A 21,436-nucleotide genomic window follows, 5' to 3' on the forward strand; every position below is an offset into this window, starting at 1 on the left:
CTCACCCCTCACCCGTACCGTCGCGCGTGGGCACGATGAACTCGCACCACACGCATTTCCCGCCGCCGCGCGAGTCGACACCCCACACGTCCGCGAGCCGGTCCACGAGCAGCAGGCCACGCCCGGACACCCCGTCGTCGGAGGCCGCCCGCAGCCGCGGCAGCGCGCTGGAGGAGTCCTCGACGTCGACGCGGAGCCGCCGGTCGGCGCCGGACACCACCCGCAGGGTGACGATCGCGGTGCCCTCGGTGTGCATGAGGGCGTTGGTGATCAGTTCGTCGGCGGCCAGCTCGATCTCGTCGGCCCGGTCCCGCGCGCCCCACGCGCGCACGGCGGCCCGGATCATGTGCCGCGCCTCCGCGAGGGCTTCCGGGTCGTTCGGCGCGACGTGCTGCTGGAGGCGGCCGCCGGAGCGCGGCGCGTCCATCACGCGGCGCCGCAGCAGGAGCAGCGCGGCGTCGTCGTCGCCCCGCCCGTCGTCCACCCGGCCGCACAGCAGGTCGGCCAGGTCCTCCAGGTCGCTGGGGCCGACGGAGACCATCTCGGCGAGGGCCTGGGTGCCGTCGTCGAGGTCGGCGCCGGGCTCCTCGACGAGGCCGTCGGTGTAGAGCAGCAGCATCTGGTCGGGGTCGAGTTCGAGGGTGGTGACGGGGTAGTCGAGGCGCCCGAACTCGGCGGAGAGGCCGAGCGGCAGGCCGCCCTCGACGGGCACCCGGCGGCAGGTGCCGTCGGTGAGGCGAAGGAGCGGGTCGATGTGCCCGGCGCGCACGAGCTGCACCACGCCGGTGCTGAGGTCGGTCTCCGCGTACAGGCAGGTGGCGAAGCGCTCGGTGTCGAGTTCGTGCAGGAAGCCGGAGGCGCGGGCCATCACGGTGGCGGGCGTGTGGCCCTCGGCGGCGTACGCGCGCAGCACGATGCGCAGTTGGCCCATGACGGCGGCGGCGTGCGTGTCGTGGCCCTGGACGTCGCCGATGACGGCGCCGACGCGGCCGCCGGGCAGCGGGATCACGTCGTACCAGTCGCCGCCGATGTCCCGGCCGACCGCCGCGCTGCGGTAGCGCACCGCGATGTCGGCGCCGGGCACGCCGGGGATGGAGCGGGGCAGCATCGCCTGCTGGAGGCCCTGGGCGAGGTCCTTCTCCTGCTCGTAGAACATCGCTCGTTGCAGGCTCTGCGCGATGCTGCTGCCGAGGGCCACCAGGACGGTGCGCTCCTCCTGCGTGAAGCCGGTGCGGTCCTGGTAGAGCAGGCCGAGCACGCCGAGCGGCTTGGCCTGGGCGATCAGCGGCAGATAGGCGGCCGAGGCGATCCCGAGGTGCTCGATGTGCGGCCACAGCAGCGGGTAGGAGGCGGCGAACTCCTCCGGCGTCTCGATGTAGCGCGGCGAGAGCGTGCGCACGGCCTCGCTCATGGGGTACGCCTCGTCGACGCGGGTGAGGCGGGTGCCGGGCACATAGCCCTCCGGCGGGCCCTCCGCGACGAGCCGGATCCGGCCGGCCTCGACCAGGCCCATCACCAGGTGCGAGGCGCCGAGGTGCGCGAGGCCCTGGGCGTCGCTGAGGACGTCGATGACGTCGGCGACGGTCCTGGCGTGGGCGAGCGCCGCCGTGGTGCCCTGGACGACGCTGGTGCGGCGGCGCCGGTCCGCCTCCGCCTCCACGCGCTCGCGGTGCGCGGTGCTGTCGCTCAGCTCCCGGGTGGCGTCGCGCACGATGCCCACGACGTGCCGCGGGCGCCCCGTGCCGTCGCGCAGGACGTGGCCCTGGGTGTGCCGCCAGTGCAGGCTGCCGTCGCGCAGCCGCACCCGGAAGTACGCGCCGTAGCCGCTGTCGCCGTTCTTGAGGGCCTGCGACACCTGGATGTCCAGGCGGTGGCCCTCCCCCGGCGGCACCCGGACGGCGAGGCTCTGCGGCCGGTTGTCGAACTCCTCGCGCCGCAGGTCGAAGAGGGCGAGCCCCTCGTCGTCGAGCAGCAGCTCACCGCTCCTGAGGTCCCACTCGAAGCCGCCCATCCCGAGCCCGGCGCCGTAGGTGTCGAGAAAACAGCAGGCGGCACCGTCGGCAGGGGATGCGGAGCCGCCGCCGCAGCGCCGCATCGCTGCCTCGACACCTCCCGTGCCCGCGTCCATGCGCCAACGCTAGGCCGACCCTCGGACGGCCGCATGTGGACGGCCGCCGACCTGCGGCGCGTCCGAGGGTCGGCCGTCCGTCAGCGGCCGCGGGCAGCGGCCGGGGGCGTGGGGCAGCCGGGCGGGAGCGGGGTCTGGGGGCCGCCGAAGGGGTCGCCCGTGCCCGGCGTGGGGCAGTCCACGGACGTGCCGTCCTGGTCGGGGGTGGCGGGGCCGGGAACGCGGTCGGACGGGCCTGAGGGATCCGTGGGATCCGAGGGGTCTGCGGGGTCGCCCGGGTCCGTGCCGTCCGACGGGTCGGTGGTGTCGGAGCGGTCGGAGGGGTCCGCCGGATCCGTGCCGTCCGTGCTGTCTGTGCTGTCCGTGCTGTCCGTGCTGTCCGTGCTGTCCGTGCTGTCCGTGCTGTCGGAAGGGTCCTGGAACTCGTCGGGGTCGCGGGTGTCGTCCGGGTCGCCGGAGTCGGAGGGATCCGTGGAGTCGGTGGCGTCCGTCGGATCGCTGGAATCGCCGGGATCGGTGGAATCGCTCGGATCCGTGGGATCGGTGGGGTCCGTGGGCCACGGCTTCGGGGGCGGCACGGGCTTGTCGTCCCTGCAGTGCTCGTCGCCGGTCCGCCGCTCGATCCAGGTGTTGTTGACGATGTTCACGATGACGATGACAGTGACCGGCCGGGGCGCGGGCGTGACCACGACCACCTTGGTGGGCCGGTAGCCCTGCCACTGCTGCCCGCTGTGGGTCGGCGTCTGCCGGAAGGCGACCGGGGGCCGCAGCGGGTTGCCGCAGGCGCAGCGCACCCGGGGCAGGCCGCGGTCGTCGACGAGGACGGCGGTACCGGCCTGGAGGACGGACTGGAAGGCGGTGGCGCGCCCGTCGCGGTAGCCGTGGTTGGTGACGCGGGTGTCCGCGCGCAGGACGACCGGGGTCAGGCCCCTCAGATAGGCGGGGACGCGGTCCTGCGTGATGCCGACGACCCCGGCGAAGGCCCGGGCCCGCGCGGGCTCGGCGGTCAGGTACTGGACCTGGCGGCCGACGTCGCAGCTGCCGGTGCGCTGGGTGCCGCCGTACAGGCCGGGGGTGCCGCCCGCGAGGGAGCGCACGCCCTGGTCGGCGGGCGAGGAGGAGCCGCTGGGGGACGGTTGCGGCGAACGGGTGACGGGAGGCGGGGTCTCGGCGGCCCGCGCGGTGGAGTCCGTGAAGGGGTCGGGGCCCTGGGCGGCCACGGGTTCGAGGAACAGCTCACGACCGCTGTCGGCCTGCTTCTTCTTCTCCTGGCCGCCGCTGTCCGAACCGGAGCATCCCGCGACGGCCAGCGCCGCGGATATCCCGAGGGCCGTGGCCCACGTTCTGGTGGCTGCGCGCACGGGGGGTCTCCCGCCTGTTGCCGGGGCATTTCGTCCCTCATTGTCTGGCGGGCGCGGCGGGGCCCCGCAAACGGAGACAGGGCGGGACAGGCTAGGGCGAGCTGTTGTCCGGCCACCGCCAGCTCATGCCGTAGATGCCCTGTCGGCACTGCGCGGCGTACATGTGGGCGGTGCCGGTGGTGTCCACGGCCAGGGGGCGCACCTTGCGCTGCGGTGCGGAGGAGTTCTCCCGGTAGTACGAGTGGCAGAGCGCCGGGTGGCGGTCGTGGGGGAAGTACACGTGCAGGAGGTAGGAGTCCTGGTTGCCGCGTATGCCGCGTTCGTGGAACCCGGTCGGGCGGTCGTAGGGGGTGGTCCGGATCTCGTAGTCGACGGCCATGGTCTCGCCGAGCGTCAGCGGACGGCCGAAGCCGATCTGGAGCATGACCCCGCCCGAGGCCGCGTCCTGCCGCAGCGACTTGAGCAGCCCGCAGTGCACGGTCGCCTCGGGCAGACCGCCGTCGGGATCGTCCAGAAAGTGCAGATTCATCATCTGTTCCGGTCCGTCGGAGACGGCGCGGACCAGGTGATTCACGATCAGACGGCGTACGCAGCCGCGCCGGTCCAGGTGCAGGACCTCGCGGGTGTGGAGCACCACGATGTCCCGGTTGAAGTCCGCGAAGGACTCCCCGAGCGCCTGCTCCTGCCAGGACTCCTGGCCGTAGAGGCGGCGGGTCGCGTGCTCGTCGGTGCGGGCGACCCGCCGCCCGCGCGGGCGTTGGGGCGGAAGGAGTGCGGAGAGCCCGCCGGGCGGCAGGTCGAGGATGTCCTCCAGGGCGACCACCGCGCGCAGTGAGTCGGAGCGTTCGGGCCGGGTACGGTCGCGCTGCCAGTAGCTGAGGGTCGCGGGGGTCAGGCGGATGCCGCGGGCGGTCAGCCGCTCGCAGATGCGGTCCAGGGGGAGCCCGCGCCGGCGTACCGCCTCGCGCAGGGCTGCGGCGAACGGAGCGGGGCTTTCCACCGAAAGAGCCGATTCAGTTTTGGTTTCCAGGCCGTTCGACTTGTTCGAGTTGTTCGACTTGCTCGGCGTCAGCCCGGATGTATCCGTCACGAATTCCGCCTCCCGGCATGACAGATGACGACCCACGGCCCCGCTACCAAACCCCGCCGGGACCAGGTACGTCAATATCCGAAGCGTCGATTCCGCATCACCTTTCGCCCCCGCCAACCTCGGGACGAGCACTGATCGTTGCGGCGGCGTCGCTCTCCGACACCATCGCTTTCCCCGAGTTCGCGCATTAAGTGTTTACGTCTTTCGCCTTAAGACCCCGTACCCCGCCATGCCTTGTGTGACCGCCCGGACCGACGCGATGGTTTCGCCCACGGCCCGGTCCGGGAAATCCCGCGTACCGCGCCGATGGCGGTTCGGTGCGCCGAATGACCCCACCCCGGTGCACCGAACTCCCATGATCCCCCACTCAGTTGAAAGGCATTCAGATGGCGCATGCTCGGCATTACCTCCTCGCCGTCGCGGCGGCGGGAGCCCTGGTGGCCACGACCGGCGCCACCGGCGCGCAAGCCGACGCTCCCCCCGCACCGCGCTACGAGCCGCGGATGATCGAGGCCCTCGCGGACACCCTCGGCGTGAGCGAGTCCGCCGCCGTGAGACACCTCGACGAACAGGCCGACCAGCAGCGGAGACTGGACGGGCTGCGCAAGGACGGCGTCCGGACGGACGGCGCGTTCTTCGACGCCAAGGGCACCCTGACGGTGAACGTCACGGCCGCCCGCGAGGCGAAGAAGGTGAAGGCCACCGGCCTGACCGCCCGCATACCCGGCCGCGGCGAGGCCGAACTGGCCCGCATCACCGCCGCCCTCGACACCGCGGCCGCCAAGCGCGTCCCGAGCGGCGTCGCCTCCTGGGAGGCCGACCTGGCCTCCGACACGGTCAAGGTGACCGTGACCGACTCCTCCACCCCCGCCGCGCGCGCCTTCCTGAAGAAGGCCCGCGGGTACGGTGACGCCGTCCGCGTGGTCAAGAGCGACCGCGAGCTCCAGGCGAAGGCGGCCGTCGCCCCGGGCAGCCGGATGAACATCAACAACAATCCCGGTTCGTGGTGTTCGGTCGGATTCGGGGCGAAGAACTCCTCGGGTCGGCAGTACCTCGTCACGGCGGGCCACTGCGTGACCGGCAACCCGGGCCTGTACTTCGACGGCTCCAAGTTTGCCTCCGGCTCGACGACCCGCTTCGCGCTCGGCCGTGACAGCGTGGACATGGGCCTGGCGACGGTCGACGCGGGCTCCTCCATCACGACGTCGGTCGGCACCTGGGGCAACGGCGCCTCGGTCGCGGTCCGCGGCAGCCAGCGTGCGGCGGTCGGCGCGAGCCTCTGCAAGTCCGGCTCGACGACCGGCTGGACCTGCGGCAAGGTCAACGCCTACAACGTCACCGTCACCTACACCGACCGCAACGGCGGCCCGGACACCGTGGTCAGGGGCCTCGGCCGGTCCACCGTGTGCGTCGAGGGCGGCGACAGCGGCGGCGCCTACATCGCGGGCAACCAGGCCCAGGGCATGACGTCGGGCGGCCCGACGAACCAGTCCTGCGGCGGGGTGAACGACCAGGGCTCGTCCTACTTCCAGCCGCTGGACGACACGCTGCGCTATTACGGCCTGACGCTCAACACCAACTGAGGCCGCGCCCGGCTCCCCCTCACTGGTCCCTGCGGTTCACGCTGACCACGGTGACCGCTGCGGCGGCCAGCGCCCACACCGCGTACACGGTCCAGGCCCCGCCCTCCGACCACGGGTAAGGACCGAAGTTCGCGCCGGGCTCGGTCAGCCGTCGCCACGCCGGGTAGGGCAGGGAGTGGGCGATGAGGACCGACCAGTAGCGGTCGGGGCTGACGACCATGGGCAGCACCAGGAGCGCCGCCACGGTGGCGACCAGGGTGCTGCCCATGTGGCGCAGGAGCGTGCCGAGCGCCATGCCCGTCAGCGCGGCGACGGGCGTGAGCAGCGCCGACGCCAGGACGACGCGCAGGGCGCCGGGGTGGCCGAGGGAGACCCCGATGTCCCGTCCGGACAGGATCGCCTGCGTGGAGAAGAAGGACACGAAGGCGACCAGGGTGCCGAAGACCGTGGTCACTCCCGCGAGCACGGCGGCCTTGGCCGCCATCACCGCGCGGCGGTCGGGGACGGCCGCGAACGTCGTCCGGATGAGCCCGGTGCCGTACTCCCCCGCGACCGTCGCGGCGCCGATGGCTCCGGCCGCGAGGAGGTGGATCACGACGGCGTTGGACGTGAAGGCCTCGGCGAGGGGGATGCCGTCGCGGATGAACGCGTCCGCGTCGCCCGCGTTCTCGTCCGTCCAGTACCGGTAGGTGTCGTATGCCTGGCCCACGTTGAAGCCGATCACGGCGAGCGCGGTGACCAGGTACGCCCATGGTGTGGACCGCAGCGACCAGAGCTTCAGCCACTCCGCGGCGAGGAGGTCGCGGAAGCGGGCGGCGGGCTCACCGGTCGTCACGGCCGCGCCGGGGGCACTGCCGACGGCGGTTCCGGATGCGGATGCGGTTCCGGATGCGGATGTGGCTCCGGATGCGGTTCCTGAGTTCATCGTGCTTCTCCCGCGAGGTAGTCGACGCTGTCGGCGGTGAGTTCCATGAAGGCCTCCTCCAGGGACGCCGAGCGTGGGGCCAGTTCGTGCAGCGGCAGGGCGTGGCGGCAGGCCAGGTCGCCGACGCGCGCCGCGTCCAGGCCGGTGACGGTGAGCAGCGGCCCGTCCCGGTGGACCACGGCTCCCTCGGTGGTCAGGACGTCCGCGAGGTCGGCGGCGCGCGGTGTGCGCACGGTGACGTTCGCCCCGGTGCCCCGGGCCGCGAAGCGCGTGAGGCTCTCGGCCGCGATCAGCTCGCCGCGCCCGATGACGATCAGCTCGTCGGCCGTGTTCTCCATCTCCGACATCAGATGGCTGGACACGAAGACGGTGCGGCCCTCGGCGGCCAGGCGCCGGAACAGGCCGCGCACCCACAGCACGCCTTCCGGGTCGAGCCCGTTGAGCGGCTCGTCGAAGAGCAGCACCGGCGGGTCGCCGAGCAGGGCGGCGGCGATGCCGAGGCGCTGCCGCATGCCGAGCGAGAACCCCCCGATGCGACGCCGTCCCGCCGCCCCGGCGAGCCCGACCTCCGCGAGGACCTCGTCAACGCGGCGGCGCGGGATGCGGTTGCTGCGGGCGAGCACGGCGAGGTGGGCGGCGGCGCTGCGGCCGCCGTGCACGTCGCCCGCGTCGAGCAGCGCGCCCACGTGGCGCAGGCCGCGCGGCCGGTCGCGGAAGGAGCGGCCGCCGACGGTGACGGAGCCGGCCGTCGGCTCGTTCAGGCCGAGGATCATGCGCAGGGTGGTGGACTTGCCGGCGCCGTTCGGCCCGAGGAAGCCCGTGACGGATCCCGGCCGCACCGTGAAGGTGAGGTCCTTGACGGCCGTCGTCGCGCCGTAGCGCTTGGTCAGGTCCTTGACTTCGATCATGCGTCAACGGTGCCGGGGACGGGGCCCGTCCGGCATCGGACCGCCGCCGACAATCCGGGCCGCCCGGTGTCGACCCTGGTTGTACACCCGTGGGCCGATTCCCGCCGCTGACCACGGGATTACGATGCCGACATGTCCGTGACACCACCGCAGCCACCGTTCAAGCGCGTGCCGCCGCATACGTGGACGGCGCTGGCCTGGTTGGTGGGGTCGGCGCTGACGTTCCTCTTCCGGTTCCGGCTGCCGGGCGAGGCCCAACCCGCGCAGCAGGGCGTCCTGTTCTTCCGCTGGGACGGCCTCGCGATGCTCGCCCTGGCCACCGTGCTGGCCTTCGCGGGCGGCCACCGCCTGCACCGCAGCCCCCTGGCCGGACTCAGCCTGATCCTGCTCGCCGCGGTGGGCGCGTCCACGACGCTGAGCGTGGCCGAGATCCCGCTCCTCCAGTTCGTGGCCGCCGACGTGGCGGTGTACCTCATCGCCGCGTCCCGGCCGCGCAGGACCGGCCTCGCCGCCCTGTGGCTGGCGCTCGGCACGCTCGCCGGATATCTGCTGACGCGGCTGGCGTTCGGCTGGGTCGTCGGGACCTCGGCGGAGCTGACGGTCGCCCTGACGGCCGTGGTCGCCTGGCTCCTCGGCGACGCGGCGCACCAGTCGCGGCGCCACGCCGAGCAGCTCCGCGAGCAGGCCGCCGCCCAGGCCGTCACGGCCGAACGGCTCCGCATCGCCCGCGAGTTGCACGACATGGTCGCGCACAGCATCGGCATCATCGCCCTCCAGTCCGGCGCGGCACGCCGCGTCATCGCCACCCAGCCCGAGCGGGCCAGGGGCGCCCTCGGCGAGATCGAGACGGCGAGCCGCGAGACGCTCTCCGGCCTGCGCCGCATGCTCGGCGCGCTGCGCACCCCGGAACCGGGCCGGGCCAAGGAGAGCGCCCCGCTCGACCCGGGCCTCGGCCTCGCCGACGTGGACCGGCTCGCGCGGACCACCACGGCCGCGGGCGTCCGCGTCGACGTGCGCTGGCTCGGCGAGCTGCGGCCGGTGCCGCCGGAGATCGACGTGTCGGCGTACCGCATCATCCAGGAGGCGGTCACCAACGTGGTCCGGCACGCGGGCACCGGCTCCTGCCGGGTGACGGTCGACAGCCGCGACGACGAGCTGGCGATCGAGGTCCTCGACAGCGGCCCCGGCGGGGAGGCGGCGGCCGACGGCGGGGCGGGGACAGCCGACGGCGGGGCGGGAACGGCCGGGGACACGGCCGTGGACTCCACCGGCTACGGCCTGCTCGGCATGCGCGAGCGGGTCGGCCTGCTGCACGGCGAGTTCAGCGCGCAGCCGCGCCCCGAGGGCGGCTTCCGCGTGGCCGCACGGCTGCCCGTGCCCGCGGGCGTGCGATGACGGCGCCCGCAGCGCGGGCCGACGCCCCTCGGCCCGTGCGTGTCGTCCTGGCCGACGACCAGCCGCTGGTGCGCACCGCGCTCCAGATGGTCATCACGGAGGCCGACGACCTCGAAGTGGTCGGCGAGGCCGGGAACGGCGCCGAGGCGGTCCGGCTCACCGAGGAGCTCGGCCCCGACGTCGTGGTGATGGACATCCGCATGCCCGGCATGGACGGCATCGAAGCCACCCGGCTGATCACACAGGCCACGGAGGCCACCCGGATCGTCGTCCTGACCACGTTCGACGACGACGACTACGTGTACGGGGCGCTGCGCGCCGGAGCCTCCGGGTTCCTCGTCAAGGACATGGCGCTCGACGAGATCCTCGCCGCCGTCCGGGTCGTCGCGGCCGGGGACGGCCTGATCGCGCCGAGCGTCACCGGGCGCCTGATCAAGGAGTTCGCGGACCGTCCCACGGCCGCGCCGCCGCCCCGGGACGTCGCGGGCATCACGGACCGTGAGCGCGAGGTCCTGACCCTCGTCGGCGGCGGCCTGTCCAACCCGGAGATCGCCGAGCGCCTGCACATCAGCGTCGCCACCGCCAAGACGTATGTGACGCGCCTGCTGTCCAAGCTGGACGCCAGGGACCGGGTGCAGCTCGTGATCATCGCGTACGAGACGGGTCTGGTCGCGCCGCCCCGCTGAACCGGGCCACAGGGCGAGAGGGGGCGGCATCGGCCCGCGGGATCCGCTGAGCGGCGCCCGGCCTCACTCCCCGTCACAATGGAGGGGTGGAGTGGTTCACGGCGGACTCCTACTGGCTGGGCCGTCTGGTGTTCCAGCGGGTCCTTGCCGCGGTCTATCTCGTCGCTTTCCTGGGCGCCGCGCTGCAGTTCCGCGCGCTCATCGGCGAGCGCGGGATGCTGCCCGTGCCCCGGTTCGTCGCGAGGGTGCCGTTCCGTCGGGCCCCGAGCGTCTTCCACTTCCACTACTCGGACCGGTTCTTCACGCTGTGGGCGTGGGCGGGCTGCGCGGTGGCGGTGGCGCTGCTCGCGGGGGTCGACGGGTTGCTTCCGCTGTGGGGCGCGATGCTGCTGTGGCTGGTGCCGTGGGCGCTGTATCTGTCCATCGTGAACGTGGGGCAGACCTGGTACGGCTTCGGCTGGGAGTCGATGCTCCTGGAGGTGGGCTTCCTCGCCGTGTTCCTCGCGGGGGACGACGTGGGGCCGCCGGTGCTCGTGCTGTTCCTGCTGCGCTGGGTGCTGTTCCGGGTCGAGTTCGGCGCGGGCCTGATCAAGATGCGCGGCGACCCGTGCTGGCGGAAGCTGACCTGTCTGTACTTCCACCATGAGACGCAGCCGATGCCGGGCCCGCTGAGCTGGTTCTTCCACCGGCTGCCCCGGCCGCTGCACCGCGTGGAGGCGGCCGCCAACCACGTCACCCAACTCGCGGTGCCCTTCCTGCTGTTCACCCCGCAGCCGATCGCGACGGGCGCCGCCCTCCTGATGGCGGCCACCCAGCTGTGGCTGGTCCTGTCCGGCAACTTCTCCTGGCTGAACTGGCTGACGATCGCGCTCGCCCTCAGCGCCGTCGACTTCCGGCGCCTGTTCGGCGACGCGGCGGCCCCGCCCGCCGACCTCGGCCCGGCCCCGCTCTGGTACGAGGTCCTGGTCATCGCCGTGACGGCGGGGCTCCTCGCCCTGAGCTACCGCCCGGCCCGCAATCTCCTGTCCCGGCGGCAGATCATGAACTGCTCCTTCGACCCGCTGCATCTGGTCAACGCCTACGGCGCGTTCGGCAGCGTCAGCCGGGTGCGGCACGAAGTCGTGATCGAGGGGACGTCGGACCCGGTGCCCCGGCTGGATTCGGCGTGGCGGGAGTACGCGTTCAAGGGCAAGCCCGGCGACGTACGGCGGTGGCCGCGCCCGTTCGCCCCGTACCATCTGCGGCTCGACTGGATGATGTGGTTCGCGGCGCTCTCGCCCGGCTACGCGCAGCCGTGGTTCGGGCCGCTGGTGGAGCGGCTGCTCGCCGGGGACCGGGACACGCTGCGGCTGCTCGGCCGCTGCCCCTTCCCCGACCGGCCGCCGCTCCATGTGCGGGCCCGGCTGTACCGCTACCGCTTCACGACGTGGCGTGAGCTGCGCGCGACGGGCGCGTGCTGGGAGCGGCGTTACGTACGGGAGTTCCTGCCGCCGACGCGGCTCGACCCGGCCGCGTCGGCGGATCCGTGATTCACCAGGCCGGAGCCGCCGTGGCCGCCTTGGGGCTCGGCCCGTACCGGTTGGCCGGCTTGCTGTCCTGGGCCAGCCAGACGATCAGGATGATCATGCCGATCAGCGGGATCAGGAACAGCAGCAGCCACCAGCCGGAACGGTCCGTGTCGTGCAGACGGCGGACGCTGACGGCGATGCCGGGAATCAGCACCGCCAGGCTGTAGACGGCTTCGAGCACCCAGATGCCCAGCGCCATGTCGATGCCGAAGATCACCAGGCTGACGATCAGGCTGATGAGCGTGAACATCCAGTACTCGGCGCGGCGTGCGCGCCCGTTGAAGACGGCGTACTTCTTGAGTACGTCCACGTACCAGTGCATCGCGTCCCCCTGTGTACCCGCGATGGGGCGCGTCCCCCGTGGACCGCGCCAAGGACGCGAACGTACGGCTGGGGACGGGGGCGGTCAACGGGTCCGGTCGTGCCCTGTGCGCACTGCTCCGGATGACAGGAGTAAACCGTTCTTCGCCTACGCCCGCATCAGGTCAGGCCGCACCTGCCGATGCGGAGCGCACTCGCGGGCGAACGCACCACCCCCTACGTCAGTTCCCTTAGTCCAGTCCCTGCCCCCGCAGCCCGTACACCCGCCGCGCCGTCCCCGCGAACACCTCCGCCCGCTCGGCGGCGCTCAGCTCGGCCGTCAACTCCCGAGCCGCGTCGATGACTTCACTGTACGAGGCCGCGAGGCCCGACACCGGCCAGTCCGAGCCGAACATCAGCCGTCCGGGGCCGAACGCCGCCAGGGCGGTGTCCGTGTAGGGCCGCAGCCCGGCCACGGTCCAGGACGCCCAGTCCGCCTCGGTCACCAGACCGGACAGCTTGGCCACGATGTTCGGCAGGGACGCGAGGGTGCGCAGGGACGACGCCCAGGGTTCGAGGCCGCCGGAGGCCACGGGCGGCTTGCCCAGGTGGTCGAGCACGAACGTGACGTGCGGCAGGCGCGCGGCCGCCTCGGCGCACATCGGGAGCTGCTCGGGGCGCACCACGAGGTCGTACACGAGTCCCGCGTCCGCGACGGCAGCGAGGCCGCGCCGCACGTCCGCGCGCAGCAGCCACTGGGGGTCGGGGTCGGACTGCACCTGGTGACGGATGCCCACCAGGTGTGCCCCGCCGGGCAGTTCGGCGAGGGCGGCCAGGGTGTCGGCGACGTCGGGGCGGGTCAGGTCGGTCCAGCCGACGACCCCGGCGATCAGGTCGCTGTCCGCCGCGAGGGCCAGGAACTCCGGGGTCTCCTCGGCCACGGTGACGGTCTGCACGAGGACGGTGGCGACAACTCCGGCGGCGCGCGCGTGCGGCGCGAGGTCGTCGACGGTGAAGGTCCGCCGGATCGGGGCGAGGGCGGGCCCGGTGATCCAGTCCTGGTCGCGCACGGCGAGGTCCCACACGTGGTGGTGGGCGTCGACGACCGGCTGCGTCACGGCAGTTCCCATACGGCGGGCAGGCCCGCGTCCGCACCGTCGCCCGAGTAGTCGTGGACCACGTCGAGCAGCTCCGCCATGCGCGCCTGCCAGGCCACGTTCACGGGCAGTCGCTCCAGCTCGGCGAGGAGGCGGGCGTAGTCGTCGCACTCCAGGACGTGGAAGAGGTCGGTGCCGCTGCGCCAGATCGTCCAGGACGTGGCGCCCGCGGCGCGGATGGCGGCGGTCAGCTCGGCGGGGACCTCGCGGTGCGCGGCTTCGTAGGCCTCGATCCGGTCGGCGCGGACCTTGGTGTGCAGGGCGACTCTCATGGGGCGGGGACCTCTCCGGGAAGGCCCTCTCCGGGCACGGGCACCTCGGGCGGGAGGAGGCCCTTCGCGCGGGCCTCCTTCCAGAAGTCCGCGGGCACGGCGGCCGCGAACTGCTCGGCGGCGTCGGCCACTTGGCCCGGCGCGTGGATGCCGACGAGGACGCTCGCCACCGCCGGGTGACCGAAGGGGAAGGCGAGCGCGGCGGCCCGCAGGGTGGTGCCGTGCCGGGCGGCGAGCGACTGCAACGAGCGGGCGCGGTCGAGGAGTTCACCGGGCGCCTCGGTGTAGTTGAAGCGTGCCCCCTCCTTCGGGTCGGCGAGGAGCCCGGAGTTGAAGACGCCGCCGATGACGACCGACGCGCCGCGCGCGCTCGCGGCGGGCAGCAGCTCGGCGAGTGCCTGGTGGTCGAGGAGGGTGTAGCGGCCCGCGCACAGGACGGCGTCGACGTCGGTGTCGCGGACGAAGCGGGTCAGCATCTCGGCCTGGTTCATGCCCGCGCCGATGGCGCCCACGACACCGTCGGAGCGCAGCCGTTCCAGGGCCGGGTAGCCCTCGCGGAAGGCCTGCTCGCCGTGCTCGTCCGGGTCGTGCAGGAAGACGACGTCGACCCGGTCGAGGCCGAGCCGCTCCAGGCTGGACTCGATGGAGCGGCGCACGCCGTCCGCGCTGAAGTCCCACCGCCGCCGGTGCGCGGCGGGCACGGCGAAGCCGCCGTCGGCCAGGTCGTCGCCGGTCACCGCGCCGGTGACCGGCTCCAGGATCCGCCCCACCTTCGTGGAGATCGTGTACGCGTCCCGGGGGCGCCCGCGCAGGGCCGCACCCAGCCTGCGTTCGGACAGGCCGAGGCCGTAGTGCGGGGCGGTGTCGAAGTAGCGCATGCCGGCGTCCCAGGCGGAGCCGATCGCGAAGGCGGCGTCGTCGTCGCTGACGGGCGAGTAGAGGTTGCCGATGCCGGCGCCGCCGAACGACAGCTCGCTGACCTCGACGTCACTGCGGCCGAGGCGCCGCTCCCGCAGTCCGCCGCTCCCCCGGGCCCCGCCGGTCGCGGGTATGCCGCTCACGGTGCCACCGGCCGCAGCCGCAGGCCCTGCATGCCGCCGTCGACGGCGAGCGCGGTGCCGGTGGTCGCGCCCGACAGCGGGCTCGCCAGGTAGGCGATGGCTCCGGCGACCTCGTCGGCGCCGACCAGGCGCCCGGTGGGCTGGCGGGCCGCGAGGGCGGCGCGCTCGGCCGCGGGGTCGGGGGCGGCGTCCAGGAGCCGGCCGACCCACGGGGTGTCCACGGTGCCGGGATTGACGCAGTTCACGCGCACTCCTTCGCGTACGTGGTCGGCGGCCATGGCGAGCGTGAGCGAGAGTACGGCGCCCTTGGAGGCCGAGTACAGGGCGCGCTGCGGCAGGCCCGCGGTCGCGGCGATGGAGCAGGTGTTGACGATCGCGGCGTGCGCGGACGCCCTCAGGTGCGGCAGGGCGGCGCGGGTGGTGCGGACGATGCCGAGCACGTTGACGTCGAGGACGGTGTGCCACTGCGCGTCGTCGTTGTCCTCGACGGTGCCCTGGGCGCCGATGCCCGCGTTGTTGACCAGGACGTCCAGTCCCCCGAGGTCGGCCACGGCCGCCTCGACGGCGGCGCGCACCGCCGTGTCGTCGGTGACGTCGGCGGCGTATCCGGTGAGCGGTTTCGCCACGCCGCTCGGGTCGAGGTCGAGCACCGCCACCTGGGCGCCCCGGGCGGCCAGGAGTTCTGCCGTGGCCCGCCCGATGCCGGACGCGCCGCCGGTGACCAGTGCCCTGAGGCCGGTGAAGTCCGTCATGCCGCTGCCCCCTTCTGTGCCGCCTTCTTCTTCGCGGTCGTCGCGGTCGTCGCCGAATTCGTCGCCGGTGCCGTCGGCGCTGCCGGTGCTGTCGATGGCGCGCCTGCCGTCCTGTCCGCGCTCGCGGCCTCCTGTGCGAGGTCGGCGGCCCAGAACGCCCCGCCCGGATAGGTGAACTCCGCCAGGGACTCGGGGCGCATGGTCGCCGAGAAGCCGGGCGCGGTGGGCGCGGTGTAGTGGCCGTCGCGGATCACGACGGGGTCCACGAAGTGTTCGTGAAGGTGGTCGACGTACTCGATGACGCGGTTCTCCGTGGTGCCGGACAGGGCGACGAAGTCGAACATCGACAGGTGCTGGACCAGCTCGCACAGGCCCACGCCGCCCGCGTGCGGGCACACCGGCACCCCGAAGCGGGCGGCGAGCAGCAGGATCGCGAGGTTCTCGTTGACGCCGCCGACGCGGGCCGCGTCGAGCTGGAGGACGTCGATGGCGCCTGCCTGGAGGAGCTGTTTGAACACGATGCGGTTCTGCACGTGTTCGCCGGTGGCCACCTTCACCGGGGCGACGGCCTTGCGGATCGCGGCGTGCGCGAGGACGTCGTCGGGGCTGGTGGGCTCCTCCACCCAGTACGGGTCGAACTCGGCGAGGGCGCGGGTCCAGCGCACGGCCTCGTCGAGGTCCCAGCGCTGGTTGGCGTCGATGGCCATGCGGATGTCGGGGCCGATGGCGGCGCGGGCGGTGCGGCAGCGGCGGATGTCGTCGTCGAGGTCCGCGCCGACCTTCAGCTTGATCTGGGTGAAGCCGTCGGCGACGGCCTCGCGGGCGAGCCGGGTGAGCTTCTCGTCGCTGTAGCCGAGCCAGCCCGGCGAGGTGGTGTAGCCGGGGAAGCCGCGGACGCGCAGCGTGGCCTCGCGGGCGTCGGCGCCGGTGCGGCCCGCCCTGAGCAGCGCGAGGGCCTGCTCGGGGGTGAGCGCGTCGGCGATGTAGCGGAAGTCGACCTGGGAGACCAGCCACTCGGGGTCCGCGTGCGCGAGGAGCTTCCACAGCGGGGTGCGGGCGCGCTTGGCGGCCAGGTCCCAGACGGCGTTGACGACGGCGCCGACCGCCATGTGCATCACGCCCTTCTCGGGTCCGAGCCAGCGCAGTTGGCTGTCGCCGATCAGGTCGCGGTTGAGGGTGCCAGGGTCCCCGCAGAGCTCGTCGACGGACCGGCCCACGACGTGGTGGCGCAGGGCGTCGATCGCGGCGACCTGCACGTCGTTGCCGCGCCCGATGGTGAAGGTGAAGCCGTGTCCTTCGAGTCCGTCCTCGGCGTCGGTGCGCAGCACCACATAGGCGGCCGAGTAGTCCGGGTCCGGGTTCATCGCGTCGGACCCGTCCAGTTCCCGCGAGGTCGGGAAGCGGATGTCGTAGGTGTCGACCGCCGTTATGCGGCCGGGAGTTGGGGACACAGGAGGCCTTTCCGGAAAGGAACGGGGAGCCAGGCGGGCGGGGACCTCAGTCCTGGGCGCGGCCCGTGGTGACGCGGGCGATCATGAGGGCGACCAGGATGATGCCGCCGTAGATGGCCTGGATCCAGAAGGACGGCACCTGGGCGAGCGTGAGCAGGTTCTGTACGACGCCGAGCAGCAGGACGCCGGTCAGCGCGCCGAACATGGTGCCCTTGCCGCCGTCGAGGCTGATGCCGCCGATGACCGCGGCCGCGAACACCGTGAAGATCATGTTCGTGCCCTGGTTGGCGTTGATCGCGCCGACGTAGCCGGTCTGCATCAGGCCGCCGACGGCGGCGAGGGCGCCCGCGACCACGAAAACGCCGAGCATCACGCGGTCGACCCGGATGCCCGCGGCCCGCGCGGCCTCCGGGTTGCCGCCGATGGCGTACAGGGCACGGCCCACCCGGTGGTACTTGAGCACGAGGCCCGCGATGCCGAAGGCGGCCGCCGCGATCCACACCGAGAGCGGCACGGTCAGGAACGTGGAGGTGGCCAGCGTGAAGAACGGCTCCGGCATGCCGAACAGCGTCTTGCCCTCGGTGGCGCCGACGAGCACGCCGCGCAGCACGATCAGCATGGCGAGCGTGACGATGAACGCGTTGAGCTTCAGCTTCACGACGAGCACGCCGTTGAAGGCGCCGATCACCGCGCCCACCAGGACGATCGCGATCAGGCCCACGGCCGTGGGCAGGTCGGTGCCGAACCCGGCCTGGGCGGCGGGCAGGACGAGCAGCGCGCCGATGGCGGGCGCGATGCCGACGACCGACTCCAGGGACAGGTCGAACTTGCCGGTGATCAGGACCAGGGACTCGGCGAGGACGACCATCGCGAGGGCCGCGGACGCGCCCAGGATGGAGATGAGGTTGCGCTCGGTGAGGAAGCTGTCGTTGACGAAGGCGCCGAACACCATGAGCAGCAGCAGCGCGGGGACGAGGGCGAGTTCCCTGGCCCGGTGGAGGACGATGCTCTTCGCTGAGCGGGATTCCCTGGGGCGGGCACGGGCTTCTGGCGTGGCTGTCCTCGCAGCCGAGGGGGCCTTGATGTCAGCCATTGTTTTCTCCTTGTGGTTCTGCCGCGGGTCGGTGGGGGCTGGGCGCGCCGTTCCTCGCGCCCCTTACGGGGCTCCCCGTGTGGCCCACTCCCTCGACTGACGCGATGAGTTCGTGGTCGTGCCAGCCCGCCTGATGCTCCGCGACGACGCGGCCGTGGAAGAGGACAAGGACGCGGTCGCAGCGGCGCAGGTCGTCCAGTTCGTCGGAGACAACCAGGACGGCGGTGCCGTCGTCGCGGGCGTGGTCGACGCGGGCGAGCAGGGACTCCTTGGACTTCACGTCGACGCCCGCGGTGGGGTTGATGAGGACGAGCAGCCGGGGGTCGGACGCCAGGGCCCGCGCCATCACGACCTTCTGCGCGTTGCCGCCGGACAGGTCGGACACGGGCTGGTCGGGGCCCTCGGCGTGGATGTCGAGCCGTGTGATGAGCCCGTCCGCGAAGGCGCGCTTGCGGTCGGGGCCGACGAAGCCGTACCGGCCGAGGCTGGAGAGGACGCTCATGGTGGCGTTGTCGCCGATGGACATGCCGTACACGAGGCCCTCGCCGTGCCGGTCGCGCGGTACGCAGCCGACTCCGGCCCGCAGCGCGGCGGGCACGTCGCCGAACGGCAGGGGCTCACCGTCGAGGAGGGCGGTGCCCGCGGTCGGAGTGTGCAGGCCGGCGAACGACTCGGCGAGGTTGATCTTGCCGCTGCCGCTGGATCCGGCGAGGCCGACGACCTCGCCCCTGCGGACGGTGAGATCGACGTTCTCGTACGAGGTGCTGGTGAGCCCGCGCACGTCGAGCAGGACCGGCGCGTCGGCCGGGACGTCGGGCTTGGTGCGGGCCTTGCTCTCCGTGATGGCCTCGCCCGCCATGGCCTCCACGAGGGCGGCGCGCGGGAGTTCGGCGACGGGGGCGGTGGTGATCCAGCGGGCGTCGCGCAGGACGGTGACGGTCTGGCACACCTCGTACACCTCTTGCAGGTGGTGCGAGATGAACAGGAAGGTCACGCCGGAGTCCTGGAGCGCCCGCATGCGGGTGAACAGGCGCTCGATCTCGCGGTTGTCGAGCTGCGCGGTGGGCTCGTCGAGGACGATGAAGCGCGCGCCGAAGCTGAGCGCCCGGGCGATCTCCACCATCTGCCGGTCCTCGACCTTGAGGTCGGCGGTGCGGGCGTCGGGGTCGACGTGGACGTCCCAGGTGTCGAGGACCTGCGCCGCCTCGGCCTTGAGGCGGCGCCAGCTGATGAATCCGCCGCGGCCCTGCGGCTGGCGGTTGATGAACAGGTTCTCGGCGACCGAGAGTTCCGGGACGACGGTGGGCCGCTGGTACACGCAGGCGACCTTGCGGCGCCAGGCGTCGCGGTCGGCGAGCGGCGGCGCGGGCTCGCCGTCGAACAGGACGGTCCCTGCGTCCGGCGCCTGGAGGCCGGTGAGGATGGTGACGAGGGTGGACTTGCCCGCGCCGTTGCGGCCGACGAGGGCGTGGGACTCACCGGCCCGGACGGTCAGGCGGCCGTCCTGGAGGGCCACGGTGGGTCCGTACCGCTTGGCTATGCCGGTCGCCTCGACGAGGGGAACGCCCTCGTGCCCGGCGACCGGCCCGATCGCTGACGTCGTCATTTGACCGAGTTGCCCCAGAGCTTGGCGTCGTCCACGTTCTTCTTGGTGACGAGCGGCGCGGGCAGCTGGTCCTCCAGGATGCCGCTGGGCAGCTTCACGATGGTGGAGTCGTGGTCGGTGGGGCCCGGCTTGAACTTCTTCCCGTTCATCGCGGCCTTGATGTAGTACATGCCGTACTTCGCGTAGGCGTCGGCGGGCTGGGAGACGGTCGCGTCGATCTGGCCCTTGCGGATGGCGTCGAACTCCTGCGGGATGCCGTCGTTCGACACGATCGTGATGTGCCCCTTGGTGCCCGCCTTCTTGAGCATCCCCTTGGACTTCAGGGTCTGGAGGGTGGGCGCGAGGTAGACGCCGCCCGCCTGCATGTAGATGCCCTTGATGTCGGAGTTGGAGTTCAGGAGCGTGTCCAGCTTGGACGCGGCGGTGTCCGACTCCCACTTGGCGGGGATCTCCAGGACCTTCAGCTTCGGGTACTTGTCCTTGACGCAGTCCCGGAAGGCCTTGGAGCGCTCACGTCCGTTGACGGAGGCCAGGTCGCCCATGATCTGGACGACCTTCCCGCTCTTGACCTGCCCCCCGAGGTAGTCGCAGGCCTTCTGTCCGTACGCCTTGTTGTTGGCGCGGACGACCATCGCGACCTTGCCCTTCTCGGGCGCCACGTCGACGGCGACCACGGGCACGCCCTTGCGCTCCGCCTGGTCGAGCCCCGCGGATATGGCGGCGCTGTCGAGCGGGGCCACGACCAGGCCCTTGACGCCCTGGTTGAGCTGGTTGTTGATGTCGGTGATCTGCTGCGAGGGGTCGCTGTTGGAGTTGACGGTCTTCAGCGCGTCGACGTCCTCGGACTTCGCCATCTTCGGCACGTAGTCGTTGTACGACTGCCAGAACGGCGAGGTAAGGAGCGGCAGGATCACGCCGACCTTGCCCTCGCCGCCGTCGCCGCCACCGGATTTCCCGGTGTCCTTCGTACTGCCGCAGGCGGTGAGCGCGAGCGCGGCGCAGGCCGCCGCGGCTCCCACGCGGACACCCTGGGCGCGCCGCTTCCTCCGGGGGCTGTTCCGCACTGTACTGCCGACCATCTGACGGCTCCTCATCGAGCGAATCAAGCGGGACTCATCACGGGACTGAAAAGTGGGTCGAGTGACCGTGGGCGAATATTTATCAGACCACTTGGCGCCCACAACACCCCTACACGGCAAGTTTCCCGGGTTTTCAGCCATAGTGGTCCGACCACATCTGTGGCTAAACTGCGCGGCACCCGGCAAGTGAAGGAGCGGTCCGTGGACCAGAGCGCCGAGAGCGCCCAGCCCGTGCACCAGGGCACCGCGCCCGCCCCGCAGGGCGACGCGGCCCCCGCGCAGAAGGGCACCGTGACCCAGCGGGCCATCGACCAGATCAAGACGATGATCGGCGAGGGCCGCCTCGAACCGGGCCAGCGGCTGCCGACGGAACGGGACCTGGCCACCCGGCTCGGCATCTCGCGCAGCTCCATGCGGGAGGCGATCCGGGCCCTGACGGTGCTCGGCGTCCTGGAGGCACGGCACGGCTCGGGCATCTATGTGACCCAGCTGGAGGCCGGTGACCTCCTGGAGACCTTCGGCGTCGTCGCCGATCTGTCCCGCGGCCCGCGCCTGGTGGAGCTGCTCGAGGTGCGCCGGGTCCTGGAGTCCACGGCGACCGGTCTCGCCGCCGCCCGCATCACCCCCGACCAGCTGGCCGACGTGGAGAAACACCTCGCGGCCATGAACGCCACCGACGACCCCGAGGAGATCCTCTCCCACGACCTCGCCTTCCACCGGGCCGTCGCGCTCGCCGCGGGGAACGACACGATGGCCGCGATCCTCGAAGGCCTCTCCTCGCGCACGTTCCGGGCCCGCGTGTGGCGCGGCTACCAGGAGGAGGGCGCCTTCGAGCGGACCCGCCGTGAGCACGCCCGCATCCACCGGGCGCTGGTCGCCAGGGACCCGGAGGCCGCGCGGGCCGCGGCGGCGGCGCATGTGGGAGAGGTCGAGGAGTGGCTGCGGGGACGGCTCGAGGCAGGGCAGGAAGGGGAAGCGGGGGGAGAAGCGGGGGCGGAAGAGCCAGGGGCCTGAGCACGCC

The 21,436-nt window shown here is 72.6% G+C and carries 19 protein-coding genes; 5 read left to right on the forward strand and 14 right to left on the reverse strand.

From position 1 onward, the window contains the following. Position 1: 1 nt before the first annotated feature. The 3 genes from OO63_RS21635 to OO63_RS21645 form a co-directional block, all read right to left on the reverse strand. Positions 2–2,128, reverse strand: coding sequence for a SpoIIE family protein phosphatase (locus tag OO63_RS21635; RefSeq protein WP_030360814.1), 2,127 nt, complete (start codon positions 2,126–2,128; stop codon positions 2–4). 80 nt (positions 2,129–2,208) lie between these two features. Beyond that, on the reverse strand, positions 2,209–3,489 hold the full coding sequence (locus OO63_RS42355; RefSeq protein ID WP_051811067.1) for a DUF6777 domain-containing protein: 1,281 nt from the start codon (positions 3,487–3,489) through the stop codon (positions 2,209–2,211). Between the two features lie 91 nt (positions 3,490–3,580). Further along, positions 3,581–4,579, reverse strand: coding sequence for a hypothetical protein (locus OO63_RS21645; RefSeq protein ID WP_157854028.1), 999 nt, complete (start codon positions 4,577–4,579; stop codon positions 3,581–3,583). A 386-nt stretch (positions 4,580–4,965) separates the two neighbouring features. On the opposite strand from OO63_RS21645, the gene OO63_RS21650 reads away from it, so the two are divergent. Next, entirely contained in the window at positions 4,966–6,162 is a 1,197-nt protein-coding gene (locus OO63_RS21650) for a S1 family peptidase (protein ID WP_030360817.1), read from the forward strand. A 19-nt stretch (positions 6,163–6,181) separates the two neighbouring features. Here the strand turns inward: OO63_RS21650 and OO63_RS21655 are convergent, their stop codons facing one another. Then, positions 6,182–6,997, reverse strand: coding sequence for an ABC transporter permease (locus OO63_RS21655; RefSeq protein WP_030360818.1), 816 nt, complete (start codon positions 6,995–6,997; stop codon positions 6,182–6,184). 86 nt (positions 6,998–7,083) lie between these two features. Then, positions 7,084–7,995 (reverse strand): ABC transporter ATP-binding protein, encoded by a 912-nt coding sequence (locus tag OO63_RS21660; protein ID WP_030360819.1) that lies wholly within the window; start codon positions 7,993–7,995, stop codon positions 7,084–7,086. Positions 7,996–8,127: 132 nt separating this feature from the next. Between OO63_RS21660 and OO63_RS21665 the strand changes: the two genes are divergently transcribed. The 3 genes from OO63_RS21665 (at position 8,128) to OO63_RS21675 (ending at position 11,605) form a co-directional block, all read left to right on the forward strand. Beyond that, positions 8,128–9,390: a sensor histidine kinase gene (locus tag OO63_RS21665; protein ID WP_030360820.1), complete on the forward strand. Its 1,263-nt coding sequence runs from the start codon at positions 8,128–8,130 to the stop codon at positions 9,388–9,390. Then, a complete protein-coding gene (locus tag OO63_RS21670; protein ID WP_051811068.1) occupies positions 9,387–10,076 on the forward strand; it encodes a response regulator in 690 nt (229 codons plus the stop codon). Before OO63_RS21665 ends, OO63_RS21670 begins: the two co-directional genes overlap by 4 nt. 86 nt (positions 10,077–10,162) lie before the next feature. Further along, positions 10,163–11,605 carry a lipase maturation factor family protein gene (locus OO63_RS21675; protein WP_030360822.1) on the forward strand — a complete coding sequence of 481 codons (1,443 nt, stop codon included), beginning with the start codon at positions 10,163–10,165 and terminating at the stop codon, positions 11,603–11,605. A gap of 1 nt (position 11,606) precedes the next feature. Here OO63_RS21675 and OO63_RS21680 read toward each other — a convergent pair whose 3' ends face one another. From OO63_RS21680 to OO63_RS21720, 9 genes are all read right to left on the reverse strand, one after another. Then, positions 11,607–11,966, reverse strand: a complete 360-nt coding sequence (locus OO63_RS21680; RefSeq protein WP_030360823.1) for a DUF805 domain-containing protein — start codon at positions 11,964–11,966, stop codon at positions 11,607–11,609. Positions 11,967–12,195: 229 nt separating this feature from the next. Next, on the reverse strand, positions 12,196–13,074 hold the full coding sequence (locus OO63_RS21685; protein WP_030360824.1) for an amidohydrolase family protein: 879 nt from the start codon (positions 13,072–13,074) through the stop codon (positions 12,196–12,198). Beyond that, positions 13,059–13,373, reverse strand: a complete 315-nt coding sequence (locus tag OO63_RS21690) for an L-rhamnose mutarotase (RefSeq protein ID WP_030360825.1) — start codon at positions 13,371–13,373, stop codon at positions 13,059–13,061. The genes OO63_RS21685 and OO63_RS21690 overlap by 16 nt, the downstream gene beginning before the upstream one ends. Further along, positions 13,370–14,434 carry an aldo/keto reductase gene (locus OO63_RS21695; RefSeq protein WP_234311314.1) on the reverse strand — a complete coding sequence of 355 codons (1,065 nt, stop codon included), beginning with the start codon at positions 14,432–14,434 and terminating at the stop codon, positions 13,370–13,372. The genes OO63_RS21690 and OO63_RS21695 overlap by 4 nt, the downstream gene beginning before the upstream one ends. Beyond that, complete coding sequence (locus OO63_RS21700) at positions 14,431–15,186, reverse strand: SDR family NAD(P)-dependent oxidoreductase (protein ID WP_030360827.1); 756 nt, start codon at positions 15,184–15,186, stop codon at positions 14,431–14,433. The genes OO63_RS21695 and OO63_RS21700 overlap by 4 nt, the downstream gene beginning before the upstream one ends. Next, positions 15,183–16,637, reverse strand: a complete 1,455-nt coding sequence (locus tag OO63_RS21705; protein ID WP_234311315.1) for an L-fuconate dehydratase — start codon at positions 16,635–16,637, stop codon at positions 15,183–15,185. The genes OO63_RS21700 and OO63_RS21705 overlap by 4 nt, the downstream gene beginning before the upstream one ends. Positions 16,638–16,683: 46 nt before the next feature. Then, entirely contained in the window at positions 16,684–17,730 is a 1,047-nt protein-coding gene (locus tag OO63_RS21710) for an ABC transporter permease (RefSeq protein ID WP_030360829.1), read from the reverse strand. After that, the gene (locus tag OO63_RS21715) at positions 17,723–19,336 is read right to left on the reverse strand and encodes a sugar ABC transporter ATP-binding protein (RefSeq protein ID WP_051811069.1); all 1,614 of its coding nucleotides are present in this window, start codon (positions 19,334–19,336) and stop codon (positions 17,723–17,725) included. Before OO63_RS21715 ends, OO63_RS21710 begins: the two co-directional genes overlap by 8 nt. Next, positions 19,333–20,415, reverse strand: a complete 1,083-nt coding sequence (locus OO63_RS21720; protein WP_030360831.1) for a sugar ABC transporter substrate-binding protein — start codon at positions 20,413–20,415, stop codon at positions 19,333–19,335. The genes OO63_RS21715 and OO63_RS21720 overlap by 4 nt, the downstream gene beginning before the upstream one ends. A 231-nt stretch (positions 20,416–20,646) precedes the next feature. On the opposite strand from OO63_RS21720, the gene OO63_RS21725 reads away from it, so the two are divergent. Next, positions 20,647–21,429: a FadR/GntR family transcriptional regulator gene (locus tag OO63_RS21725; RefSeq protein WP_051811075.1), complete on the forward strand. Its 783-nt coding sequence runs from the start codon at positions 20,647–20,649 to the stop codon at positions 21,427–21,429. Positions 21,430–21,436 lie beyond the last annotated feature (7 nt).

Source organism: Streptomyces alboflavus, from assembly GCF_000716675.1.
In the GTDB taxonomy this organism is placed as follows: Bacteria; Actinomycetota; Actinomycetes; order Streptomycetales; family Streptomycetaceae; genus Streptomyces; species Streptomyces alboflavus.